Source organism: Levilactobacillus namurensis (genome assembly GCF_032197885.1).
GTDB classification, from domain to species: domain Bacteria; phylum Bacillota; class Bacilli; order Lactobacillales; family Lactobacillaceae; genus Levilactobacillus; species Levilactobacillus namurensis_A.
In genome coordinates this window covers 1-22,824 of record NZ_CP134159.1, presented here as the reverse complement: position 1 = coordinate 22,824, position 22,824 = coordinate 1, and the positions used below count along the sequence as shown (strand labels likewise).

Here is a 22,824-nt window from a genome sequence, read left to right as displayed (position 1 = left end):
TAACGTCTAACGAGTTGAATTACTTCCAATAAGCATACTTATATTGGGCGTCGCTGGTGATACTGTAGGTCAAGCCGCCAACTTCCTTGGAAACTAAGTGGGCCTTGGCTTGTTGATACAGCGGTACTAAGCCCGCTTGTTGGATCACGTACTTGTCCGCTTCCTTCATTAAATCCCACCGTTGCTGCGTGGTATGGGTGGTGGTGTCGTCGATCTGCTTCATCAGGTTCGTGAAGTGGGCGTTATCCCACTTGGTGAAGTTCACGGAACTGGTCCCATCCGCCATCTGGAGGAAGTCCGCTGGGTCACGCCAATCTGTCTGCCAGCCATCCAGGTCAATGTCGTAGTCCCCTTCGGACCCCCGGTTGATCTGTTGTGCGAGTGGCAGGGACTTGATGGTGATGGTCAAGCCCGGCATGTACTTCTGGGCCTGTTGTTGCAGGTACTGGGCAACGTGCTTCTGTTCGTCGGTATCGGCCGTGATCATCTCTAAGTCTGCCTTTTGGATGCCCAGTTCTTTCTTAGCACTCTTCCATAGGGCCGTGGCCTTCTTAGGGTTGTAACTCAAGAGGTTACCGACGTCTTGAGAGAAGTCCTTCCCCGTGGTCGGGTCATTGCCGTCCCCGTAAGGAATCAGGCTCTTCGCCGGTTGGGACCCATCCTGTAAGACGTTCTGGGTGACCTGCTTCCGGTTCACGATGTAGGAGAAGGCTTGCCGTACCTTGGTGTTGTGGGTGATCTTCCGCTTGTCGTTGAATTCCAAGAACCGCATGGAACTGTTCAACGTGGTGGTCAATTCAGGGTTCTTAGCGTTTTGCTTGATGTACTGTCCCGACAAGAAGGTCTCTTGGACCTTGCCAGACTTGAAGAGGTTCGATGCGGTCCCGGGGTCTTTGACGACCTGCACGTTGACCTGCTTGATCTTCACGTTCTTAGCGTTCCAGTAATGCGGGTTCTTCACGTAATGCCAGCTGTCCGAGTTTCCGCTCCAGCCGACCAGCTTATAGGCCCCTTCCGCCATCATCTTATCCGACGAGGTCCCGTAGTGGTTGCCGTACTTCTTGAAGAGGTCGGTCTTGATCGGGTACCCGAACGTGGCCAGAATATCCGACAGCCAAGGCTGCGGCTTAGTCAACGTCAGCTGTAAGGTCCGCTGATCCAAGGCCTTAGCCCCTAAGGTGTTCGGCGACTTCTTCCCGGCCTGAATAGCATCGTAGTTGGTCAGGTACTTCATCTTGTTGGCCACCTGGGACTTGGACTTGGGGTTGACCTGCCACCGGAACGAGGTGACGAAGTCTTGCGCCGTCACGGGGTCACCGTTCTGCCACTTAGCGTTTTTCTTGATCTTAAACGTGTAGACCGTGCCGTTGTGGGTCGGCTTGACCACTTTTTCCGCGACCCCCGCAACGACCTTGCCCTTCTTGTTCAGGGTATACAGCCCTTCTTCGACTTGGGAGACCAGGCTAGAACTGTTCACATCGCCCATGATGGCCGGGTTTGCCGTAGCCGGATTTCCCACCAACGTCACGTTTAGGTCCGCATCCTTGCTCTTAGCCTGCGACGTGCCACACCCCGCTAATGTTAAAATCGCCAGTATCCCGAAACTAAATCCCATTAATTTTTTCATATCCAAATCTCCTCAATTGCTTATTCAGTTTTACCGTTGACGTAAAAAAGCATTCGTCCCCGTCGACTGTCTCTGCAGTCAACAAGGGCGAATGCTTCGCGGTACCACCTTGGTTTATCTCTCACTGTGTCCAGAATCGAACACGCCGTGCTGTAATGGGCACGCCCCAGGAACGGCTACTGTCTTCACCGTTCCGACGTCAAGAGCCGTTCCCACCAGTTCCGGGGGTTCGGCTTACAGCTACCCGAACTTGCTGGACACCTTCCCTGGCGGTACTCTTCTTGGCTTAGTCTTTCCTTGCAATTGCTCTATAATTTATCATCATTCATTTTAGTTGTCAATCGTTTTATAAATATTCATTTTTATGCATGCTAGGTGTTTTCACGCCATCAAAAAACGGGTAACCCTAGACCTGACTAGGGTTACCCGTTAATCCGCAACCACCGCTAAACGGGGCGTTGCGTGCTAAAATATTTCGCTTTATACATTAATGATTACGTGTTGGCTGTTGCTGCTGGAACGTGCTGGTCTCGCGACTGACGGTCTTCCCCGCCTGACTGGTGGTGGTCTGGGTCTTCATCTCGACGTGCCCCTTTTTGCCCGTCTGACTATCCAACTGCACCGCTGTCTGACCAGAGGCCGGCTGCACCACGGAGTCCGTCACGGTCGACCGTGTCTGGGTCGGTTGCATCCCAAACAATAGGAATCCCGCTACGAATCCCACCAGCAAGCCCCCGACTTCCCGGATTAATTTTTTCATTTTGTGCGTCCCCTATCCCTAAATTGTTCCTCCGATGGTTTCCTTAGAAAACTCTTTATAGGGCTATTATATCATTTATAAAGGGTGACGGAATGATGATTTCGCGCCACAACTACCAGATTGACGCCTAAAATTGCCACGATGGCGATCGCCGCAATCACGAACAGGGCCGTGTACGACGCGAAGTCGATCACCAGGCCGCCAAACAGGGGGCCAAACGCCCGGCCGACCGAGGCCCAAGCGTTGGCCATCCCCTGATACTTCCCCTTGACCACGGCGGGAGTCAACTGATTGACAATCGCCGGAATCGCCGGAAAGGCCGTCGCCTCACCCATGGTCAAGATGACCATGGCCAGGACGAAGTGTAGGTAGTCCTTGGCAAAAATCAACGTAACGAACGACAACGCCACGAAGAGAATCCCCGCGTAGACCTGTATATACAAACTGTGGAAGTAGTGGGCTAACCGGTTTAAGATAATCTGGAACGTCACAATCAGACCGGCATTGATGGTCCATAATAGACTGTAGTCGCGTAAGGGAATCCCCATCCCCGTCATGTAAACGGATAGGTTCGAGTTCCACTGTTCATACATGATCCAGACCACCACTAGGCTCGTGAAGAAGGTCCCCATGATTCGGAGGTTAGGGTGGGCAATCGTCGCGGTCTGGTCGTGTTTAGCTGTAGGCCGGCGCTGCATGACCGCGGGCGCCCGGTAATGGAACGTGACCACCAACAGGAGTAAGACGAAGAGGGCCGTGGCGATGCTGAACAGGAGCGTGACGCTGATGTTGTAGATGAAGCCGACCATCGCGGTCCCAATCACGATTCCCAGGTTCTGCGCGAAGTACAGCATGTTATAGATGTAGCGCCCGTCCCGACTGTGGATCGTGGTCCCCAACGAATTGACCATGGTCAACGTCCACCCGGACCCGAAGCCCAGGAAGATCAGGGCAATCGGGAAGGCCGGCCAGCCGTGCTGGAAGACCAACGTCAAGAGGGTCACTAGCGAGAGGCTGACCCCGCCAAGTGACAGATAATAGGGATTCAGCCGGTCGAATAAGCGCCCCCCTAAGAGACTTCCCGCCACATTGGCGAGGGAATAAAACAATAAGATGACCCCAACGACGGTCAATGAAACGCCTAAACGATCATGGAGATAAATTGTCGTCAGTGGCCAGATAAAACTCATACCGATACTGCTGCAGAGTGCCCCCAGCAGTAACCAGCGTAACCGAATCTCACGCATGGTCTGACCCCTTTTCTTAGAAAATTCTAATTTTCATTCTAACACGACTCTTAGGTTTATCACCAGCTTAGGAAACGCTTTAATTGCATTTCTCGTGGGCTTTTTCTAAACTTAAGAGCAAAAGGAGGGTTCACACCATGACCACGCTCTTCATCAACGGCAGTTCCCGAACCAATGGCAATACCGTTGCCTTCGGTGAACGCCTATTGGCCGGGATTCCCCACACCACCCTGCACCTGATCGACCAGCACCTCAACTTTGACTTGGATCAGCGGGGAACCGGCCAACCACAACGCGACACGCGCGACGATTACGAAACCCTAATGGCCCAGTTCGCGGTGGCAGACGATATCGTCATTGGCACCCCGGTCTACTGGTACAACATGTCCGGGCAGCTCAAGACCTTCATGGACCGCTGGTTCGACAGCTTCACCACCGGGTTCGACTTCGCTGGCAAGCGGGTCTACCTCTTAGTGGTCGGGGTCGATGATCCCGCCAACAAAGCCACGGATATCATCAGTAAGGCCTTTGCGGAATCCTGCGATTGGTTGAAAATGACTTACATGGGCGCCGCTACGGCGATTGCTGATGGCCCCACCGACCTTCAGCAGCAGGCCACGCTACCTGCCGAAGCACTCAAGCTACGCCAGGCCCTGGTGACCATGACCCAATCTGTTTCACGTGAAACAAAATCTTAAGCATTATTGACCGCAAAAAGGTCCCGTCCAACCCACGTTTACCGTGAGCGGATGGGACCTTTCGTGATTTTAAGCAAAAGAAAAACCACCGCTCGGGGAAAGCGATGGTCATCGGAGTAGGGGTAACGTCATTAAGAATGACGTTAACTAATTTTTTCATTATTCCAGGGGAGGAGGAGTACATGAAAAAAAGATTGTTAATCTTTGGTAGAGGTCAACCGATTGGTTAACTTCTATGCTCTATATACTAAGCGCTAAATATGATGAAATTGTGAACTTTCTGGCACATCCGTATGAATTTTGACCAGTCACACTCATTTTTAGGCTTATTCTCCTCATGCTTAATTAATTATCCGGATAAATCAGTATTTATCCCTCTGGAACGTGGGCTACGGATGAGAATTTGTTAAATGATTTAACAAACAGCAGCTTCACGGTTCCCCGCGGACCCGACCGGTTCTTTTCAATAATGACTTCGACTTCGCCGACGTCTTGGTCCCCTTCGTCCCGTGGATCACTGTCGTTTCCGCCACCGTCTGCGTCGTCGCCTTCCCGTTCGTAGTAGTCATCCCGGTACAGGAAGGACACAATATCGGCATCTTGTTCGATCGAACCGGATTCCCGAATATCGGACAACACCGGCCGCTTATCCTGGCGCTGTTCCACTCCCCGTGAGAGTTGGGACAGGGCGATGACGGGCACGTGGAGTTCCTTAGCCAGCTTCTTGAGTTGCCGGGAAATATCCGACACTTCTTGTTGCCGACTTTCGTGATTGGTCCCTTCGATCAGTTGCAGGTAATCAATAACGATCAATCCTAGGTTCTGCTTTTCCTTAGCCAGCCGCCGACACTTAGCCCGAATCTCGGTAATCTTGTTTCCGGCCGTATCATCGATATAGATGCTGGCCTTGGCCAGACTGCCCATGGCCACGATCAGGTTCTGCCACTCGTCTTCGGACAGTTGTCCCGTCCGCAAGTGGTTGGCGTCGATCGACCCTTCCGCACACAGCATCCGGTTGACCAGCGACTCGGCACTCATTTCCAGACTGAAGATGGCGACGGTCTTGTCGGTCTTGGTCCCTACGTTCTGCGCGATGTTTAAGGCAAACGCGGTCTTCCCCACGGCCGGTCGGGCGGCGAGGATCATCAGTTCGTCGTCGTGCAGTCCCGTGGTCATCTTGTCGAGCTCCGCGTATCCGGTAGAAAGCCCGGTAATGGCATCGCCCTTTTCGGCCAGTTCGTTAATATCTTCAAACGTGGTATTCAAGACGTCCCGAATGGGCTTGAACCCGGACTGACTCCGCATCTCCGCCACGTTCATAATGTCGCGTTCCGCGTTGTCTAGGAGTTCATTCACATCGGTCCCGTCTTCGGCGTACCCCTGGGTCACAATGTTGGTCGCCGTCTGAATCAACCGTCGTAAGACGGCCTTATTCTGGACGATTTTTGCATAATAAGTGGCGTTGGCCGCCGTCGGAACAGCGCCCGCCAATTCGGCGATGTAGGTGACCCCGCCCACATCATCGAGTTCATTCTTAGCCGTTAATCGGTCGGTGATGGTCACCACGTCAATGGCTTCATCCCGGTCGTTGAGGTCGATCATGGCTTGAAAAATGATCTGATGCTCCCGGCGATAGAAATCCTCCGGGGTCAAATATTCCAGCGCATCCACCAACGCGTCGGTACTCAAAAAGATCGCCCCTAAGACGGCCTTTTCGGCAGCGAGGTTTTGTGGTGGTGTGTTGTCCGTTAATGGTGCCTGATTATCCATACTTACCCCTTCATAACTAGTGACTAACGCAATGGTTCTAAACCTATAAACCAGACCGCTTATTCTAAAATCCTAATCGCAATCAAAATTTCATTAGGATCTGGCTTTACCTTCAACATCGACGACGTCATGCGCCTTACCGGGCGACCAGACAGGGCTGGAACGCCGTGGGCACAACTTCGAGCCAAAGAGCGGTCTCGAAGCTTGGCCTTTGACTAGGGCAGCTGAAAAACGCTCCCCAAGTCAAATTTCACGGCTGAGCCCTGTCTGGTCGCCCTCACGGCTCACAAAAACGCTAAACGGGAGCTTTCCTTTTTGGCAACACACGAGCCCCTAGTAACCAATAAACACCCCTCAAAAAACTGACGAGCTGAATGATGCTATTCAACTAGGTATTTCAAATTCGAATGACCCCTTTAAACCAGAACTACCCGCATAGCCCATCCTAATCCACGACAGATTCCAAATCCGTCAAGTATCGGCCGTTTTCAGCGCATGACCAGCGAACTTTAATATATATTATATAATACCAGATTTCAATCTTAACACGTGATCTGCGCCGCTGTGAACTTTACGCTCTGCTTATTTTTGAGTTTAGCCCAAAACAAAAGAGCCATCCACTAGGGACGACCCTTTCGTCTAAGGCGCTACCATTATTTTTCAGCGACGTGAACTCGAATCTTGGCGGTCACATCGGGGTGCAGCTTAACCGGCACGTTGGTGAAGCCTAAGGACCGGATTGGTTCTGGTAGATCCACCTTGTGCTTGTCGAGCTTCAAATCAAATTGCTTGGCTAATGCTTGGACAATTTGCTTGCTAGGAATCGACCCGAATAACCGGCCGTCGGTTCCCGCTTTGGCACTCAATTCCACGACCGTCTTTTTATCTTCCAGACGGTCCTTCAATTGCTTTGCTTCGGCTAACTCTTCGGCGTCACGCTTAGCCTCAGCTTTACGTTCGGCGTTGAGTTGACTCATCGCAGCTTGGTTAGCCGCCTTGGCTAACCCGCGTTTGATCAAAAAGTTTTGCGCGTACCCGTCAGGGACGTTCTTCACTTCGCCGCGCTTACCTTTGCCGCGGACATCTTTCATAAAGATAACTTTCACGTCGTTCACTCCTCAATTGTTCCTTAAATTAATCCTACGTCAAAACGCCGGTTGACGCAATTAACTTTCCTAAGCCTCACCCACCGGCGCATCCTTCTTATTCAGGATGTCCAGCAGTTGTTGCTTGACCTCGGTCACGGACTTGTCGCTGATCTGGGTGGCCGCGTTGGATAAGTGACCGCCTCCGCCCATGTCTTCCATGACCAGTTGCACATTGATCTGGCCCAACGACCGCGCGGAAATGCCGACCCGACCATCGACCCGCCGTGTAATCACAAACGACGCGTCGACGCCCGACATGTTCAATAGGTCGTCGGCCGCCTGAGCCGCCGTCACGGGATCGTAGGTCTGGTCATCTTCACCGGTGACTACGGCCATATCCTCGTTGACGAACTCGACTAACTCGATCAAGTGGTTCCGCTGCAGGTAACTGTCGACGTTTTCCTTCATGTACTGTTGCATCTCGATGGCATCCGCCCCCGCGGACCGAAGATAACTGGCCGCATCGAAGGTCCGGGTCCCGGTCCGTAAGGAGAAGTGCTTGGTATCAATGAAGATTCCGGTCAACATCGCCGTGGCTTCCACCTTATTGATGGGTTCGCTCTCCTGTGACTGGTACTCGAACATTTCGGTAATCAACTCACAGGTCGAGCTGGCGTAAGGCTCGATGTAGACCAGTAAGGGGTTCTCAGGGAACTCTTCGCCCCGCCGGTGGTGGTCAATGATCATCACGCGGTTCTCCAGGCGCTGGTAAAGGTCTGGGGCAATCGTGATCGACGGCTTGGAGTGGTCGACCATCAGCAACATGCTTTGGTCGGTCGCCTTTTCGATGGCCGTTTCCGGTGAAATGATGGATTCGGCAATGTCTGGGTAGTCCTTCAAGTCATCCAACAACCGTTGCACGTCAGAGTGCACGGTCTCTTGGTCTAAGACGATCCAACAGGTCTTGTGATTCATCTTGGCGATCCGGCGAATCCCTAAGCAGGCCCCTAACGAATCCATGTCCGGTTGGGTGTGGCCCTGGACGAAGATCTGGTCGGATTCGTTCATCAACTCTTGTAAGGCTTGGGAGATCATCCGTGCCCGGACCCGGGTCCGCTTCTCCATTGGGTTAGTCTTCCCGCCATAGTACCGGGCTTCCTGGTCGGCAGCCTTGACCACGACCTGGTCGCCTCCCCGACCTAACGCCAGGTCCAGGTTACTCTGGGCTTGGTCAGCCAGTTTGTTTAAGTTCGGGTCCCCATAGGCGATCCCGATACTTAACGTCAGCGGGAAGTTCTGCTTCGACGTGGACTCCCGAATGGTGTCGAGAATCTTGAACTTATCCGCCTCAATGGCGGCCAGCGACTTGGCGTAAGCCAAGATAAAGTAGTGGTCATCATCAAGTTGCTTGAGGTACATGTCGAACTTCTGAACCCACGCTGACAACTCATTGGTCACGTAATTACGGAGGTTGGAAATGTCTTGGTCGGTCATCGACTGGGTAATCTCATCGTAGTTATCCAAGAAGATCTGGCCGATGGCGATTTTTTCGTTATCGTACTGTTCTTGAATCAGCTGGTAGTGGGTCACGTCATACAGGTAGACCGCATGGAAATCTGGTTGCACGTACAAGGTGAAGCGGTAATCACGCCACTTGACCGTGCTCAGCGTCTCCGGCGGCGTGTCCGTCACCAGTTGCGCCAACTCCGCGTCAACGTCCTTTAAGGGCCGTCCTAAGGCGTTTTGATCCTCAAAGTACCGTTGCAGATACGGGTTGAGCCACTCCACCTGGTCGTTGTCGCCCAAGATCAAGACACCGGGTGGCATCCGAATCAGGGCTTCTTGGCCGCCCTGTTGAATCTGAAACGATAGGTCAGAAATGTACTGGGTGGTGTCTGCGCCGATTTCGGCCATGGTGTTAAAGACGCCCCAAGTTGCGAGGCCGACTAAGACTAAAACGACGAGACCAAAGATCCAATTAAGCAGAAATGACAGGACTATCCCTAGAATGGCTAGACCCGCCGTCATGATAGCGATCCCGCGGAGCCGCCGGTTCTGTAAGAACTCGGGCACCGCCAGTCGCGCAAATAGTTTATCCATACTTACTCCTCATTTTGATTCGTGTAACTAGTCCCGGAGCGTGGCCCTCACCGGTTCTCGACCGGTGGGCACAAAGCGCTTCAAATAATACTCCTATTTTATCACAACCCGGGGTAATCACAAAATCTCTTTATCACCCAAACCCCGGTGTGGCGGGGTTGAAAACGGTTATTGAGGGAAAGCTAACTTTTCTTGACCTTGACGCGACGGCAACCTGTAGAGTAGGTTACAAGCAAGCCCAGGAGGTGGTCCCGATGACCTACTCAATTACACAACTCGCGGCGCTCGCCGGGCTAAGCACCCGGACCCTCCGCTACTATGACCAGATTGGACTCTTACGCGCTCAGCGTAACCCCACTAACGACTACCGGACCTACACGGCCGCTCAAGTCGACCAGCTCCAGCAGATTCGTTACTGGCAGGCCTTTGGATTCACCCTCGCGGAGATTCGGCACCTATTGGCCCAATCACCAGCGCAACAGGACGCTTTACTCCGCCAGCAACGGGAGCATCTGGCCGCCGAGCGAACTCGCCTCACCCGCTTGCTGAACAGTCTCGACCGCACCTTAGCGGCCCACCAAGGAGGAATTCCCATGACCGATTCAGAAAAGTTTGCCGCCTTCAAGCAGCAACAAGTTACCGCCAATCAGCAGGCTTACGGTGACGAGGCCCGTCAGCGTTACGGCCAAGCCGCCGTCACCGCGAGTCAGCGCCGCTTTACCAACCTCTCCGCCGAGGCTTACCAGGACATGCAGGCTACCGAACAGGCGCTAATTGACCAATTACGCCAGGTCAGCCAGACTCAGGATCTGGCGTCCCCGGAAGCGCACCGCGTATATCAACTGCACCGTCAATGGTTATGTTTCACGTGGAACAATTACACGGCCGCGCAACACCGCGGACTCGCCGAACTCTACCGCACCGACACCCGGTTCCAAGCGTACTACGCCCAAAAGGTGGGCGATCCCGCAGCCGGACGGCTCCTGGCAGCCATCATTCTCCGCTACGCCCAGGACTAATAAGGCCTACTTGATGAGTTGGTTAATCCCACATGTTGTTCAAATACCAGGGAAGACTATTTTGGGGACGCGCAATTTAGCCGTGAAGTTGGGTAGCTAAACGTCGAAAAATAGGGTCTGGGAATTGATCCCAGGCCCTATTGGTATTGTCGAATAAAATTCTGCGTGTCTTCCCGGGAATTCGCCGTTAAGCCGGGGGCGAGTGTCGCGCCTGCCTTCTTCGCCAGGCTGCGTAACGTCCCCATACTTTCGTCAATCAGACTGCTGACGCTGGTGGTAAAGGGCACGATGGTCTTCCCCCGCAGGTCCGTGGTGGCAAAGAATTGGTTGATGATCAACGGCGGTTGGCTCCACCAGGTCGGAAAGCCCAAGAAGATGGTCGTCACGTCACTAAGCGTGGTGGTGAGGGGCATCAACGTTGGGAGTAAGTGGGCCGCGCGTTCCTTATCCGCAATCTGGACTAACTCCGAATAATTCTCCGGGTAGGCCGGTTGGCGGTGCAACTCGACTAATGGGCCGCCGAGCACGCGCTGAATCTCGGTAGCGGCGTTGGCCGTGACGCCAGTCTGTGAAAAATAAACGACAGCTGCTCGTTGCATAAACATCCCTCCCAAAAGTCTCTTCACCTTTAAGGATAACGCTTAATGTCAGATTCGGAAATAGTTTGTCCTGTTTTCATTTTGGTATGACCCACGATGATGACCCGCGAGCTGTCGTTTCTATCTGAAAGGCGGTAAACTAGTGGTAACCCTAAGCAGTATAGAAAGGAAGTTTCGCCAATGCCATCTCAAGACTTATTGGCCCAGCGCCACTCCGCCCGTAGCTTTAGCAATCGCCCGGTCACCCGTGACACCTTGACGGCCATCATCACCCAAGCGCAACTCGCCCCATCCTGGGAGAACACTCAGCCCTGGAAAGTCTACATCGCGACGGGAGAGGCCGCGACGCGCCTACGTCAAAGCCACTTCCAGCGCCACAACCAAGGCCAGAAGAGTTGGACCGAAGTCATGCCACCTAAGAAGTCCGAATGGGCGGCCTTTCCCCAAGCGAACTTGGACGCCTGGCGTTCCAACATGCTGGGCTTCTTCGGCAGTGACGCCAACCAGTTCGCCGACGTTCAAAAGGACCTCTTCAACGCCCCCGCGCTGGTCTACCTGACCATGCCCCAGAAGTCATCGGCCTATTCCGCTTATGATCTGGGGGCCTTCGGGTACGGGATTCTCCTCGCCGCCCAGGAGCACGGCGTCAGTGGCGTGCCCGCTTACGAACTGGTGCGCTACCCCGAAGAGATTCATCAAGAATTCGACATTCCAGCGGGCCAAGCCATCTTTATGGGGATTGCCTTAGGCTACCCCAGTGACAGTAAGGTCAACGCGTTACGCACCAAGCGCCGACCCGTCACCGATATCCTGACACTCAAACATTAATACTGGATCAAAAAACGACCATCCCGCAGGATGGTCGTTTTTTAAGAACTATTCTTCGTTAACGAATGGCATTAAGCCCATGATCCGTGAACGCTTGATAGCGATAGTTAACTTGCGTTGGTTCTTGGCACTAGTACCAGTGACCCGGCGAGGTAAAATCTTGCCCCGTTCGGAGATGAACCGACGTAATAAGTCAGTGTCTTTGTAATCAATGTATTCGATGTGGTTGGCTGCGATGAAGTCAACCTTACGACGGCGACGGCCGCCACGACGTTGTCCTGCCATGGATAATTCCCTCCTCGTTTAGTGAGTTTTTAGAACGGTAAATCATCGTCAGAAATGTCAATTGAATCGCCAGTGTTTGCGAACGGATCGTTGGTGTTGCCACCGTTGTTTCCGTTGTTGGCACTGGAATTCCCCGCCGGCGTGTTGTTCGCACTAGGCGTTGGGTTCCCTTGAGGGGCACGATTGCCGCTGGTAAAGGGATTGGCATTTTGATTCTGATTCTGAGGTGCGTTATTCACAGGAGCGCCGTAGTTATTGCCACCTTGGTTCTGGTTCCCCGCGTTATTGCGAGACCGTGGTTCCAAGAAGGAAAAGTTTTCGACGACCACTTCGGTCACGTAGACCCGTTGGCCCTGCTGATTTTCATAGTTCCGGGTCTGGACACGGCCTTCAATGCCGACCAGAGACCCTTTGTGGAAGAAGTTAGCGAAATTCTCCGCGGACTTTCGCCAAATCACACAACTGATGAAATCAGCTTCCCGCTCACCTTGCTGGTTGGTGAACCGCCGATCAACAGCCAACGTAAAGGTGGCAACAGCAGCACCGCCTTGGGTGTATCGTAAGTCAACATCCCGTGTCAGTCGGCCAGTAAGTACTACTCGGTTGATCATTGCTGAATAACTCCTCTCAAATTAAAAGTTAAAGTTAGAATTAATCTTCGCGCTTAACGATCATATGACGTAAGATGTCATTGTTGATCTTGGATAAACGGTCGAATTCGTTCAAAGCTGCGTCATCGTTTGCGTTTAAGGTAATCACGTGGTAGATACCTTCGTTGTAACCACCAATTTCGTAAGCGAAACGACGCTTTGACCAGTCTTTAGAACTGATGATTTCTGCACCGTTATCCGTAACGATCTTGTCAAACCGTTCTACTAAAGCAGTCTTAGCAGCGTCGTCAAGATCTGGACGAATGATGTAGGTAATTTCGTATTTCGTAGTTTCCATGAATCGTACACCTCCTTATGGACTTCAGGCCCCCGTCAGATACGGGAGCAAGGAGAGTTGCTAGCGTTAGCCAGATACTCACAAGCTAGAAGTATAGCATAAAAATGGGGCTGAGGCAAATCGGGGCCGACCGACGGGAATGCCTGACGTTATAAGAGTAATTCCGCTTTCCCGTTAAAATTTATCGAAAAACTTTTTCTGGTGGTAGGGCCATTCGCCTTACCGGGCGACCACTCGGGCGATGAGGGCTGTGGATTCGCGTCCCAGCTTCTTTTAAACCGCAGCACTTAACTTAAACTAAAAACATTTACTAAGCTAATCCCCCACTAGCTTCCCTCTGTGGCTGCCAAGACCTGCCATTTAGATTTAGGTGAGCCGGTCATTGGTGACCAGCTTAGCGTTTCGTGAGCCGTGAGGGCGGCCAGACAGGGCTCAGCCGTGAAATTATTCTTAGTTGGCGTTCCTCAGCCGACTTAGAATAAGGCCCAGCTTCGAGACCGCTCTGTGGCTCAAAGTGGTGCCCACGGCGTTCCAGCCCTGTCTGGCCGCCCGGCAAGGCGAACACCCCACACAACCCAAAAAAGCGCCGTTCCCGAAATCAGGAACGGCGCTTCGTGTCTTTTAAAGATTGTCTGGTGCGTCTGGTGTATCGGTCGTCGATGCTGGTGAATCAGCTGGTGCCGTGGCTTCATCTGCTGAAGTCTCCGCGTCACTGGCTTCATCCCCCGAATCGTCTTCCTTAGCCACCTTCGCCATGGTCGCGACCACGGCGTCGTCGTTCAACCGAATCAAGTGGACCCCTAAAGTGGCCCGGCCGGTCTCGGACACGTCCGCAATGCTGAAGCGAATCATGACCCCTTTGTTGGTGATCAACATGATGTCTTCATCACCATCAACAGTAGTCAGCCCCGCTAACGGTCCGTTCTTGGCGGACACGTTCACGGTCTTGATTCCTTTACCGCCCCGACCCTTGATTGGGTATTCAGCGGCGGCCGTTTGCTTCCCATACCCCTTTTCGGAGATGACAAACACCCGACTGTCCGGCTTCAAGACGCTGGCACCGATGACGTAGTCGTTCTCCCGCAACCGGATTCCGCGGACCCCGGTCGCCGAACGACCCATGGACCGAACGTCTTGCGCCGCAAAGCTAACGGCGTACCCCAAGTGGGTCCCGATGATCATGTTGGCATCATCCTTGATGATCGCCACGTTCATCAGCTCGTCGCCGTCCTTTAAGTTCAGCGCCTTCAGCCCGTTGCTCCGGATGTTGGCGAACTCGTCTACTGGCGTCCGCTTGACCGTTCCGTGAACCGTGGTGAAGAATAGGTCCATATCGGCGTTTTGGCCCGGATTGGCTACGTTGATCACCGCTTGGACGTGTTCGTCAGTGTTGATTCCCAGCAAATTAATCACAGGAATCCCCTTGGCCGACCGTCCGTATTCCGGAATCTCGTAACCCTTCATCCGGTAGACCTTCCCGGTGTTGGTGAAGAACAGGAGCATGTCGTGCGTGGAGGTGGCGACTAAGTGTTCAATAAAGTCGTCATCGTGCACGCCCATCCCCTGAATCCCTTTACCGCCCCGGTTTTGGGCCTTAAATTCGGTGGTTGGCAGTCGCTTGATGTAGCCGTTATGCGTCAAGGAGACCACCACGTCTTCTTCGGCAATCAAGTCTTCGTCTTCAAGGCTCAAGACTTCGCCGACCATCAATTCCGTCCGCCGCTTGTCGCCGAACTTGTTTTGGATATCGAGCAATTCTTCGTAAATGATGCCCTTTTGCCGGTCCTTCGACGCCAAGATTTCCTTGTAGTCTTCGATCGACGCTAACAGGTCTTTGTATTCTTTTTCAACCTTTTCCCGTTCCAGACCGGTCAACCGAACCAACCGCATGTCCAAGATAGCCTGCGATTGTTTGTCGGATAACGCGAAGCGGGTAATCAGTTCATTCTTAGCCACGTCGGCCGTCTGGGATTCACGAATGATCGTAATGATCTCGTCAATGTGGTCCAGGGCAATCCGTAAACCTTCCAGGATGTGGGCCCGGGCTTCCGCCTTCTTCAATTCGAAGGCCGTCCGCCGCCGGATGACTTCCATCTGGAATTCCAGGTAGTACTGCAAGATGGCCTTTAAGCCCAGCACTTTCGGCGCACCATCAACGATGGCTAACATGTTGATCCCAAAGGAGGTCTGCATCAAGGTCATCTTGTACAAGTTGTTCAAGATGACTTCGGCACTGGCATCCCGCCGAACGTCAATCACGATCCGCATCCCGGTCCGGTCAGATTCATCGTTGACATCGGTGATGCCTTCGATACGTTTATCCCGGGCCAATTCAGCGATGCGTTCGATCAGCTTGGCCTTGTTGACCATGTACGGGATTTCCGTGGCCACGATGCGTTGCTTTCCGTTCTTTTCTTCTTCAATATCGACCTTCGCCCGTAAGGTGATGGTGCCCTTCCCGGTCTCATAAGCCCGGCGAATGGCGGCCTTGCCCATGACGATTCCCCCGGTTGGGAAATCTGGTCCCGGTAAGGCTTCCATCAGGTCCGCCAACGTCGCGTCAGGGTTGTTCATCAAGATGTGCAACGCACTGATGACTTCCGTCAAGTTGTGCGGCGGGATGTTGGTCGCCATCCCCACGGCGATCCCCGAAGCCCCGTTGACTAACAGGTTGGGGAACCGAGAGGGTAAGACCACGGGTTCGCGCTCACTGCCATCGTAGTTATCTTGATAATCAATCGTATCCTTGTTGATGTCCCGCAGCATTTCCAGCGCGATCTTACTCAACCGTGCTTCGGTATACCGCATGGCCGCGGCCCCGTCACCATCGACGGACCCGAAGTTCCCGTGCCCATCCACTAACATGTAGCGGTACGAGAAGTCCTGGGCCATCCGAACCATGGATTCGTAGACCGCCGTGTCACCATGGGGATGGTACTTCCCTAAGACATCCCCAACCACCCGGGCTGACTTCCGGAATGGCTTGTCGGGCGTAATGCCCAATTCATGCATATCGTATAAGATCCGCCGGTGCACGGGCTTCAACCCATCCCGCACGTCTGGCAACGCCCGTTGGACGATGACGCTCATCGCGTAGTCCAGAAAGGACGTCCGCATGGTCTTGGTCAGGTCCACGTCGGTGATCCGTTTGTTTTCAAAATCTTGATCAGCCAAAATTTATCCTCCGTTCCTACCTACTGCCAAGGTTCCCTCAGAGTTGCCTGAGAAACCCGTTACCGCACCCCAGATTAGACGTCCAGGTCCGCGAAGGTGGCATTATCCTCGATAAATTCACGCCGGGGAGCGACCTTATCGCCCATCAGCATGCTAAAGACTTGGTCCGCGTTGATGGCATCGCTGGCATCAACCCGTAAGAGCCGCCGGTTATCTGGGTTCATGGTCGTGTCCCAGAGTTGTTCCGCGTCCATTTCACCAAGCCCCTTGTACCGTTGAATCTGCGGCTTCGGCGAAGGTGATAATTGACCCAAGACTTCTTTCAGTTCGTCATCGGAATCGATGTAGCGTTGATACTTCCCTTGACGCACCCGGTACAGAGGTGGGCACGCAATGTAGACGAAGCCCGCGTCCAATAGTGGGCGCATGTACCGGTAGATCAGCGTCAGTAACAGGGTCCGAATGTGGGCCCCGTCGACATCGGCATCGGTCATGATGATCAGCTTGTGGTAGTTGGCCTTGGCGACGTCAAAGTCGTCCCCAAAGCCCGTGCCCATCGCCGTAAACAGCGACCGAATTTCTTCGTTCGCCAGGATCCGGTCCATCGAAGCCTTCTCCACGTTCAAGATCTTCCCCCGAATCGGTAGGATGGCCTGCGTCAGCCGCGAACGACCTTGCTTAGCCGACCCACCGGCGGAGTCCCCTTCGACGATGAACAGTTCGGAGATTTTCGGGTCCTTGGAGGTGTTATCCGCCAATTTCCCGGGCAGGTTACTGATTTCCAGCCCGCTCTTCTTCCGCGTGACTTCCCGGGCCCGCCGAGCAGCGACCCGCGCTTTAGAAGCCACACTCCCCTTGTCCACGATCTTGTGGGCAATGTCGGGGTGTTCCATCAAGAAGCGCATGAAGTGGTCCGCGAACGTATGGTCCACGGCCGTCCGGGCATCGGAGTTCCCCAGCTTGGTCTTGGTTTGACCTTCGAATTGAGGATCCGGGTGCTTGACGGAGACCACGGCCGTTAAGCCTTCCCGGACGTCATCCCCGGTCAGGTTGGGCTCGTTATCCTTCATCAGCTTGTTTTGCCGCGCGTAGTCGTTGATGACCCGCGTCAGCGCTCGTTTGAACCCTTCTTCGTGGGTCCCACCTTCGTAGGTGTGGATGTTGTTGGTAAAGGTCAACAGGTTGTTGTGGTAGTCGTCCGTATATTGCAGGGCCACTTCCACGGTAATCCCGTTTTCCATCCCTTCCACGTAGATTGGCGGTTCAAACAGCGTGGTTTTATTCTCGTTCAAATAGTCGACGTAGTGGCGAATCCCACCTTCATAGTGAAAATCATCTTCGGTAGGTTCGTCAGGCCGGTTGTCCCGAATCGTAATCCGTAGCCCCTTGTTCAAGAAGGCCAGTTCCCGGATCCGGGTGGTCAGCGTCTTAATGTCGTACGTCGTGGTTTCCCGGAAGATGTCCGGATCCGGCAAGAAGTGGACCTTGGTGCCGTGGTCTTCTTCGGGCAAGCCCTCCGCAATCACGTGCATCGGGGTCTTCACGTGGCCCCGGGTGAAGTCCATGGCGTAGCGCTTCCCGTCCCGGGTGACCTCAACGTCCAATTCGACAGACAGGGCGTTCACCACGGAAGCCCCCACCCCGTGGAGTCCACCGGAGACTTTATACCCGCCACCGCCGAATTTCCCGCCGGCGTGCAGGATCGTGAAGACCGTTTCCAAAGCGGGTTTCCCCGTCTTCTTCTGGGTATCGACGGGGATGCCCCGGCCGTTATCCGTCACGGTGATGCTGTTATCCTTTTCGACCGTCACGTGAATCACATCGGCGAATCCGGCTAAGGCTTCATCGATCCCGTTATCCACGATTTCCCAGACCAGGTGGTGCAGGCCTTGCGAACTGGTAGTCCCGATATACATCCCGGGACGCTTCCGGACCGCTTCCAGACCTTCTAGGACCTGAATCTGGCTGGCGTCATATTCGCGGGCTTCTTCTTCTTTGGTTTCTTTTTCGTTTTCAGCCACTGTCTAATCCTCCTTACAGACTACTCGTCTGACGCATGGTCAGGCGACTCATCGGCCACCACAGTTCCGGCACTGACGTGAAAGATCGTCGGGTCTTTGATCAGTTGGCGGGTGATCCCGCTCAGACTGGTGGTGGTAATAAACGTTTGCACTTTATCCTGAATCGCGGTCAGTAAATGGGTCTGCCGCGCATCGTCCAATTCGGACAGGACATCGTCTAGCAAGAGGACCGGGTATTCGCCGGTCTCTGCTTTCATCAGGTCGATCTCGGCCAGCTTCACGCTTAAGGCCGTGGTCCGCTGTTGCCCCTGCGACCCAAACGTCTGCACGTTCTTGTCATTGACTTGAAAGTGCAGGTCGTCGCGGTGCGGGCCAATCAGCGTGGTCCCCTGATAAAGTTCCTTGGCTTGTTGCTTCTGGTAGAGCGCCGTGAGCGCCGCACAGATGGTCTTGGGATCATCCAGATTCTTATCGGCGACCTGTGTGGCGTAGCGAAAGGCTAGGGTCTCACGGTGCTGGGAAATCTCAGCGTGAATCGCCTGGGCCCAGTGCTCCAACTTGCGGAGCATCGTCAGCCGCTGGTAGATGATCTCCGCCCCATAGGCCGCGAGCTGATCAGACAGCACACCCAAGAACAAGAGGTCGTGCTGCTGATGGTGCTGCAGATCCTTTAGGTACCGGTTACGCTGCTTCAACAGCGTGCGGTACTGACTCAGATTGTACAAATAGCGCGGGTTCATCTGACCAAACTCCATATCCATGAAGCGCCGGCGAACCGTGGGCGCTCCCTTGACGATAGCTAAGTCTTCCGGCGCAAATAAAATCACGTTGAGCTGACCCACATACTGTGACAACCGAGCCTGTTCAAGGTGATTGATCTTTGCGCGCTTCCCTTGACGTGAAAAAGTCAGCTCCAACGGTGTCGTCCCACTGGCTTTGACCACCCGCCCGGCCAACTTGGCGGTCTTCGCCTCCCAATTGATCAGGTCGTGGTCGTTCGCCGTCCGGTGGCTGCGGGTCAGCGCCAGGGCGTAGATGGCCTCCAAGAGGTTGGTCTTGCCCTGGGCGTTCTCACCCAAGAGGACGTTGATCCCCTTGCCGAGCTTCAGATCAGCCGCCGCGTAGTTTCGAAAATTTTGGAGCTGCAACTCTTGCAAATACATTATTCACCCTGCTTTGAGCGTATAAAAAATGATCCAGCATCGGGAACCAGGACTTCGTCGCCAGGGTACAGCTTGCGACCACGCCGGTCATCCGGTTCGTCGTTGACTTTGACGGTGTTTTCCCGCAAGAACCACTTGGCTTGACCGCCGGTTCCAATAATGGATTCTTCTTTGAGCATCTGGCCTAATGTGATGTAGGGCGTCTCAATGAAAACCTCTTTTTTCACAATTTCACCCCTTCGTTTTCTTTACTTATATTATACCCCTTTCAGCCTAAAAGTACAGCTGGACTCCTTGATTTTTGGCCTCTGAGGCCCCTTATGGCGTTTTTGATATTTTTGCCAAAAACTGGGTAAATCTGCTCAGAAATCAAAATAGCGTGATTAACGCCGATTTAGGGTGTTTTTAGGCGTTTTACCAGTCAATCATCCCCCCAATGGTCGGTGCGTGCGCAACTAGTGTTCGGATTTCACATGCTGCGGCTACCGTTGCTTCCCAGCTTTCATCAGTTTTCACCGGCGGAACTGAGTGAAAGTTAAGTCGCGAGTAACTCCCGGTCGCGTCCCTTCCCGCGCAAACCGAATCGCAACCCTGAATCGTTTCTCCGGGCTGTCCCCCCCCAGCTTGGCCGCAAAAAAGCGTGGCCCCTACGATGGGACCACGCTTTGTGGTTTGCTGATTTTAAGTCCTTGTGAAATTTCACAAAGTCGCAATACTGGCGTTCTAGAACGTCCGGACCGGCGTAATCAGCTGAATAAAGTTGCTGGTATCTTCCGTTGGAACCAACGTGAATGGCCGCAACACTGAGGTGAAGGCCACCCGAATCACGGATTGGCCGAACGACCGCAACGCGTCCTTCATGTAGTCGGGGTTAAACGAGATCTCTAAGTCTTCCCCGTCCAGCGTCTTAGGCGTCAAAGCTTCTTCGACGTTCCCGACATCGGGCGAGTTACTGAAGATGGTGACCTGGTGATCGCTAGGCTTCAGGGTCAACTTGACCACGTTGTTCCGCGATTCGTGGGACAACAGGGAAGCCCGTTCGACTGCGGCCAGCAGTTCTGGCGCTTCGAATTCCACCGTGGTGGAGGCATCCTTAGGAATCAACCGTGAGGTGTCGGGGTAGTTCCCTTCCAACAAGCGGGAGTAGAACGAGGTGTCACCTAATAAGAACAGAACCTGGTTCTCGGAGAATTGCATCTTCACGTCACTGTCGTCATCACCAATCATCCGGGATAGTTCGGTCAGACTCTTCCCGGGGATGATGACGTCGAACGCCGCGTTGCTTGGCGTTGGCAGTTCAATCTGCCGTTGACTTAACCGGTGACTATCCGTGGCGACCGCCAAGAATTGGTTGTCAGCCAAGACAAAGTGGACCCCGGTCAGGATCGGCCGGCTTTCTTGATTAGAAACCGCGATAACGGTTTGGCTGATCAGTTCTTTGAAGACCGCTTCAGACAGGGTCACGGCATCGCCGGCATCCACTTCTGGCAAGTGCGGATAGTTGTTGGCGTCTTGGCCGTTGATGTTGAAGGCTGCTGATCCGGACGTGATCTCAGTCTGGAAGCCGTCTTTGACGGAGACTGTCATGGTCTTTTCGGGCAGGCGTTTCACGATTTCACTAAAGAAGCGCGCAGTTAGGACGATTGAACCAGGTTCATCGACCGTTAAGCCGATGTCGGGATCGTCCGAGCGAATCAAGGTTTCAATGGAAATATCGGCGTTGGACCCGGTCAAGAGTAAGCCGGTGTCACTGGCCACAATTTTAAGGCCGGTTAGGATGGGAATCGTGGTCTTGGATGAGATCGCCCGCGAAACGTTGTTTAGTTCTTTGACGAACGCGGCACGGTTAATGGTAAATTGCATGAGCTTCAACACTCTCCTTTAGATTTCTGGTGACGGTGGTTTAACTTAATTAAAAGAAAAAACAGTAGCCGTAGTAGCGCAGTGTATAGTATGGATAACTTTGAGAAACAGCCGGTAGCCTGGTTTATCCACCTGTGGATAACTTGTGGATAACTGGGCCCGTTTGACGGTGCTTATCCACAAGCGCCGTGGTGGCCCCCGTCTATCATACACGACCTGGGCACAAAAAGACCGCCGAACGGTCGTTCAGGGGTAGCCGATGGCACTAAATTGTCACGAACGGATTAGCGACGGAGTTCTTCTTTGAGGTCCGCGATGTTTTTCTGAAGTTCGGTATCCGTTTTGAGTGATGCGGCAATCTTATTGTACGCGTGAATCACGGTGGTGTGGTCCTTGCCACCGAATTCGTTGCCGATGCGGGGTAAGGAGGCGTCCGTGAGTTCCCGAGATAGATACATGGCGATCTGCCGTGGAATCACGATGGTTTTCTTGCGTTTCTTCCCCTTGAGATCCTTGAGGGAGACGTGGAAGTAGTCGGCCACGCGGTCTTGAATCACGGGAATCGTGATGACGTCGCTGGTGTCGGCGAGATTCAGTCCCTTGAGGGCTTCCGCCGCCAGGTCAGTGGTGATTGGTTGGCGCATCAATTGGTGGTAAGCCTGAACCCGGGCCAAGGCCCCCTCTAATTCACGGACGTTGGAATCAATTTGCCCAGCAATGTAGCTGAGCGTATCGTCGGGAATCTCGATGCCATCGGCGTCCGCCTTGTTTCGTAGAATGGCGATTCGCGTTTCGAGGTCGGGCGGCGTGATATCGACCGAAAGTCCCCAAGCGAACCGCGAAACTAAGCGGTCCTGTAGCTTGGGAATCTCATTCGGCAGCCGGTCGGACGTCAGGACGATTTGCTTACCGTCGTCGTACAGTGTGTTAAAGGTATGGAAGAACTCTTCTTGCGTTCCTTCCTTATTAGCAAAGAATTGAATATCGTCAACTAGGAGTAAATCAACGTTGCGGTATTCTTGTCGGAACTGCTCCTGCGTACGGGTCCGAATGGCATTGATAAAGTCGTTGGTGAAGGCTTCACTGGTCACGTATTTGATCTTAGTCTCGGGATGATCTTCCAGCATTTTGTTGCCGATGGCGTGCATCAAGTGGGTCTTCCCCAGCCCGACGCCCCCATAGAAGAACAGCGGGTTATACATGACGCCCGGCTCCTCGGAGACCACTAATGCCGCGGCGTGGGCCATCTGATTGCCCTTACCGATGACAAAGGTGTCAAACGTGTAGCGTGGATTCAACGTGGTTTCTTTCATAAAAGTCGGTGTGGGTTCTGCGGCGTCAGCCGTGGCGGTGTGCCCACCGCGAGTCGCGGTCTGTTGCCGCTCGTCTTCTAGAATCAGATCCGGTTGAATGTCTTCATGGGTCGCTTCATATGCGTATTCGACGAGTTGCTGGTCTAGGTGTTGATTAGTCCAGTAATCCCGGTGCAGGGGTGATGGAAGTTCCAACGTCAACTTGTTGCCGTCCAAGGAAATGGGCTTGGCGGTTTCGATCCAGGTCTTATAGGTGGTCGGTGAACTGTTTTGTTTGAACAACTCTTCAATACTCGACCATAAAGTTGACATTTCTGGCAC

General features: G+C 53.5%; 19 protein-coding genes. 3 read left to right on the top strand and 16 right to left on the bottom strand.

From position 1 onward, the window contains the following. Positions 1-19 precede the first annotated feature (19 nt). From RIN67_RS00095 to RIN67_RS00085, 3 genes are all read right to left on the bottom strand, one after another. Complete coding sequence (locus tag RIN67_RS00095) at positions 20-1,627, bottom strand: peptide ABC transporter substrate-binding protein (RefSeq protein WP_265000296.1); 1,608 nt, start codon at positions 1,625-1,627, stop codon at positions 20-22. A 487-nt stretch (positions 1,628-2,114) separates the two neighbouring features. Then, positions 2,115-2,387 (bottom strand): hypothetical protein, encoded by a 273-nt coding sequence (locus RIN67_RS00090; RefSeq protein WP_265000295.1) that lies wholly within the window; start codon positions 2,385-2,387, stop codon positions 2,115-2,117. Between the two features lie 71 nt (positions 2,388-2,458). Beyond that, on the bottom strand, positions 2,459-3,634 hold the full coding sequence (locus RIN67_RS00085) for an MFS transporter (protein WP_265000294.1): 1,176 nt from the start codon (positions 3,632-3,634) through the stop codon (positions 2,459-2,461). 137 nt (positions 3,635-3,771) lie between these two features. On the opposite strand from RIN67_RS00085, the gene RIN67_RS00080 reads away from it, so the two are divergent. Next, complete coding sequence (locus tag RIN67_RS00080) at positions 3,772-4,332, top strand: flavodoxin family protein (RefSeq protein ID WP_265000293.1); 561 nt, start codon at positions 3,772-3,774, stop codon at positions 4,330-4,332. A gap of 369 nt (positions 4,333-4,701) precedes the next feature. Here the strand turns inward: RIN67_RS00080 and dnaB are convergent, their stop codons facing one another. From dnaB to RIN67_RS00065, 3 genes are all read right to left on the bottom strand, one after another. Further along, positions 4,702-6,102 carry a replicative DNA helicase gene (gene dnaB / locus RIN67_RS00075; RefSeq protein WP_056944985.1) on the bottom strand — a complete coding sequence of 467 codons (1,401 nt, stop codon included), beginning with the start codon at positions 6,100-6,102 and terminating at the stop codon, positions 4,702-4,704. Between the two features lie 653 nt (positions 6,103-6,755). Beyond that, complete coding sequence (gene rplI, locus RIN67_RS00070; protein WP_024747830.1) at positions 6,756-7,208, bottom strand: 50S ribosomal protein L9; 453 nt, start codon at positions 7,206-7,208, stop codon at positions 6,756-6,758. Positions 7,209-7,277: 69 nt separating this feature from the next. Continuing rightward, positions 7,278-9,290 carry a DHH family phosphoesterase gene (locus RIN67_RS00065; RefSeq protein WP_265000292.1) on the bottom strand — a complete coding sequence of 671 codons (2,013 nt, stop codon included), beginning with the start codon at positions 9,288-9,290 and terminating at the stop codon, positions 7,278-7,280. Between the two features lie 254 nt (positions 9,291-9,544). Between RIN67_RS00065 and RIN67_RS00060 the strand changes: the two genes are divergently transcribed. Then, complete coding sequence (locus tag RIN67_RS00060; RefSeq protein WP_265000291.1) at positions 9,545-10,309, top strand: MerR family transcriptional regulator; 765 nt, start codon at positions 9,545-9,547, stop codon at positions 10,307-10,309. 137 nt (positions 10,310-10,446) lie between these two features. Here RIN67_RS00060 and RIN67_RS00055 read toward each other — a convergent pair whose 3' ends face one another. Next, entirely contained in the window at positions 10,447-10,908 is a 462-nt protein-coding gene (locus RIN67_RS00055) for a flavodoxin (protein ID WP_158267215.1), read from the bottom strand. A gap of 180 nt (positions 10,909-11,088) precedes the next feature. Between RIN67_RS00055 and RIN67_RS00050 the strand changes: the two genes are divergently transcribed. Further along, positions 11,089-11,736, top strand: coding sequence for a nitroreductase (locus RIN67_RS00050; RefSeq protein ID WP_265000036.1), 648 nt, complete (start codon positions 11,089-11,091; stop codon positions 11,734-11,736). A 48-nt stretch (positions 11,737-11,784) separates the two neighbouring features. Here RIN67_RS00050 and rpsR read toward each other — a convergent pair whose 3' ends face one another. From rpsR to dnaA, 9 genes are all read right to left on the bottom strand, one after another. After that, a complete protein-coding gene (gene rpsR, locus RIN67_RS00045; protein ID WP_024747834.1) occupies positions 11,785-12,021 on the bottom strand; it encodes a 30S ribosomal protein S18 in 237 nt (78 codons plus the stop codon). Between the two features lie 29 nt (positions 12,022-12,050). Then, positions 12,051-12,632, bottom strand: a complete 582-nt coding sequence (ssb, locus tag RIN67_RS00040) for a single-stranded DNA-binding protein (RefSeq protein ID WP_107739400.1) — start codon at positions 12,630-12,632, stop codon at positions 12,051-12,053. A 40-nt stretch (positions 12,633-12,672) separates the two neighbouring features. Beyond that, on the bottom strand, positions 12,673-12,969 hold the full coding sequence (rpsF, locus tag RIN67_RS00035) for a 30S ribosomal protein S6 (RefSeq protein WP_024747836.1): 297 nt from the start codon (positions 12,967-12,969) through the stop codon (positions 12,673-12,675). Positions 12,970-13,590: 621 nt separating this feature from the next. Continuing rightward, positions 13,591-16,143: a DNA gyrase subunit A gene (gene gyrA / locus RIN67_RS00030; RefSeq protein WP_265000035.1), complete on the bottom strand. Its 2,553-nt coding sequence runs from the start codon at positions 16,141-16,143 to the stop codon at positions 13,591-13,593. Positions 16,144-16,217: 74 nt separating this feature from the next. After that, positions 16,218-18,164, bottom strand: a complete 1,947-nt coding sequence (gene gyrB, locus RIN67_RS00025; protein WP_024747838.1) for a DNA topoisomerase (ATP-hydrolyzing) subunit B — start codon at positions 18,162-18,164, stop codon at positions 16,218-16,220. 20 nt (positions 18,165-18,184) lie between these two features. After that, on the bottom strand, positions 18,185-19,327 hold the full coding sequence (recF, locus tag RIN67_RS00020; protein ID WP_265000034.1) for a DNA replication/repair protein RecF: 1,143 nt from the start codon (positions 19,325-19,327) through the stop codon (positions 18,185-18,187). Then, positions 19,327-19,554 carry a S4 domain-containing protein YaaA gene (gene yaaA, locus RIN67_RS00015; RefSeq protein ID WP_024747840.1) on the bottom strand — a complete coding sequence of 76 codons (228 nt, stop codon included), beginning with the start codon at positions 19,552-19,554 and terminating at the stop codon, positions 19,327-19,329. The genes recF and yaaA overlap by 1 nt, the downstream gene beginning before the upstream one ends. Positions 19,555-20,050: 496 nt before the next feature. Continuing rightward, complete coding sequence (gene dnaN / locus RIN67_RS00010) at positions 20,051-21,190, bottom strand: DNA polymerase III subunit beta (protein WP_265000033.1); 1,140 nt, start codon at positions 21,188-21,190, stop codon at positions 20,051-20,053. Between the two features lie 284 nt (positions 21,191-21,474). Then, on the bottom strand, positions 21,475-22,824 hold the full coding sequence (gene dnaA, locus RIN67_RS00005; RefSeq protein WP_265000032.1) for a chromosomal replication initiator protein DnaA: 1,350 nt from the start codon (positions 22,822-22,824) through the stop codon (positions 21,475-21,477).

Excerpts from the sequence above, each read along its gene's own strand:
- RIN67_RS00055 (WP_158267215.1), bottom strand. The coding sequence starts at position 10,908 with ATGCAACGAGCAGCTGTCGTTTATTTTTCACAGACTGGCGTCACGGCC.
- RIN67_RS00060 (WP_265000291.1), top strand. The coding sequence starts at position 9,545 with ATGACCTACTCAATTACACAACTCGCGGCGCTCGCCGGGCTAAGCACC.
- recF (WP_265000034.1), bottom strand. The coding sequence starts at position 19,327 with ATGTATTTGCAAGAGTTGCAGCTCCAAAATTTTCGAAACTACGCGGCG.
- rpsF (WP_024747836.1), bottom strand. The coding sequence starts at position 12,969 with ATGGAAACTACGAAATACGAAATTACCTACATCATTCGTCCAGATCTT.
- RIN67_RS00095 (WP_265000296.1), bottom strand. The coding sequence starts at position 1,627 with ATGAAAAAATTAATGGGATTTAGTTTCGGGATACTGGCGATTTTAACA.
- RIN67_RS00050 (WP_265000036.1), top strand. The coding sequence starts at position 11,089 with ATGCCATCTCAAGACTTATTGGCCCAGCGCCACTCCGCCCGTAGCTTT.
- RIN67_RS00090 (WP_265000295.1), bottom strand. The coding sequence starts at position 2,387 with ATGAAAAAATTAATCCGGGAAGTCGGGGGCTTGCTGGTGGGATTCGTA.
- dnaN (WP_265000033.1), bottom strand. The coding sequence starts at position 21,190 with ATGCAATTTACCATTAACCGTGCCGCGTTCGTCAAAGAACTAAACAAC.
- RIN67_RS00080 (WP_265000293.1), top strand. The coding sequence starts at position 3,772 with ATGACCACGCTCTTCATCAACGGCAGTTCCCGAACCAATGGCAATACC.
- dnaB (WP_056944985.1), bottom strand. The coding sequence starts at position 6,102 with ATGGATAATCAGGCACCATTAACGGACAACACACCACCACAAAACCTC.
- RIN67_RS00065 (WP_265000292.1), bottom strand. The coding sequence starts at position 9,290 with ATGGATAAACTATTTGCGCGACTGGCGGTGCCCGAGTTCTTACAGAAC.
- RIN67_RS00085 (WP_265000294.1), bottom strand. The coding sequence starts at position 3,634 with ATGCGTGAGATTCGGTTACGCTGGTTACTGCTGGGGGCACTCTGCAGC.
- rpsR (WP_024747834.1), bottom strand. The coding sequence starts at position 12,021 with ATGGCAGGACAACGTCGTGGCGGCCGTCGCCGTCGTAAGGTTGACTTC.
- ssb (WP_107739400.1), bottom strand. The coding sequence starts at position 12,632 with ATGATCAACCGAGTAGTACTTACTGGCCGACTGACACGGGATGTTGAC.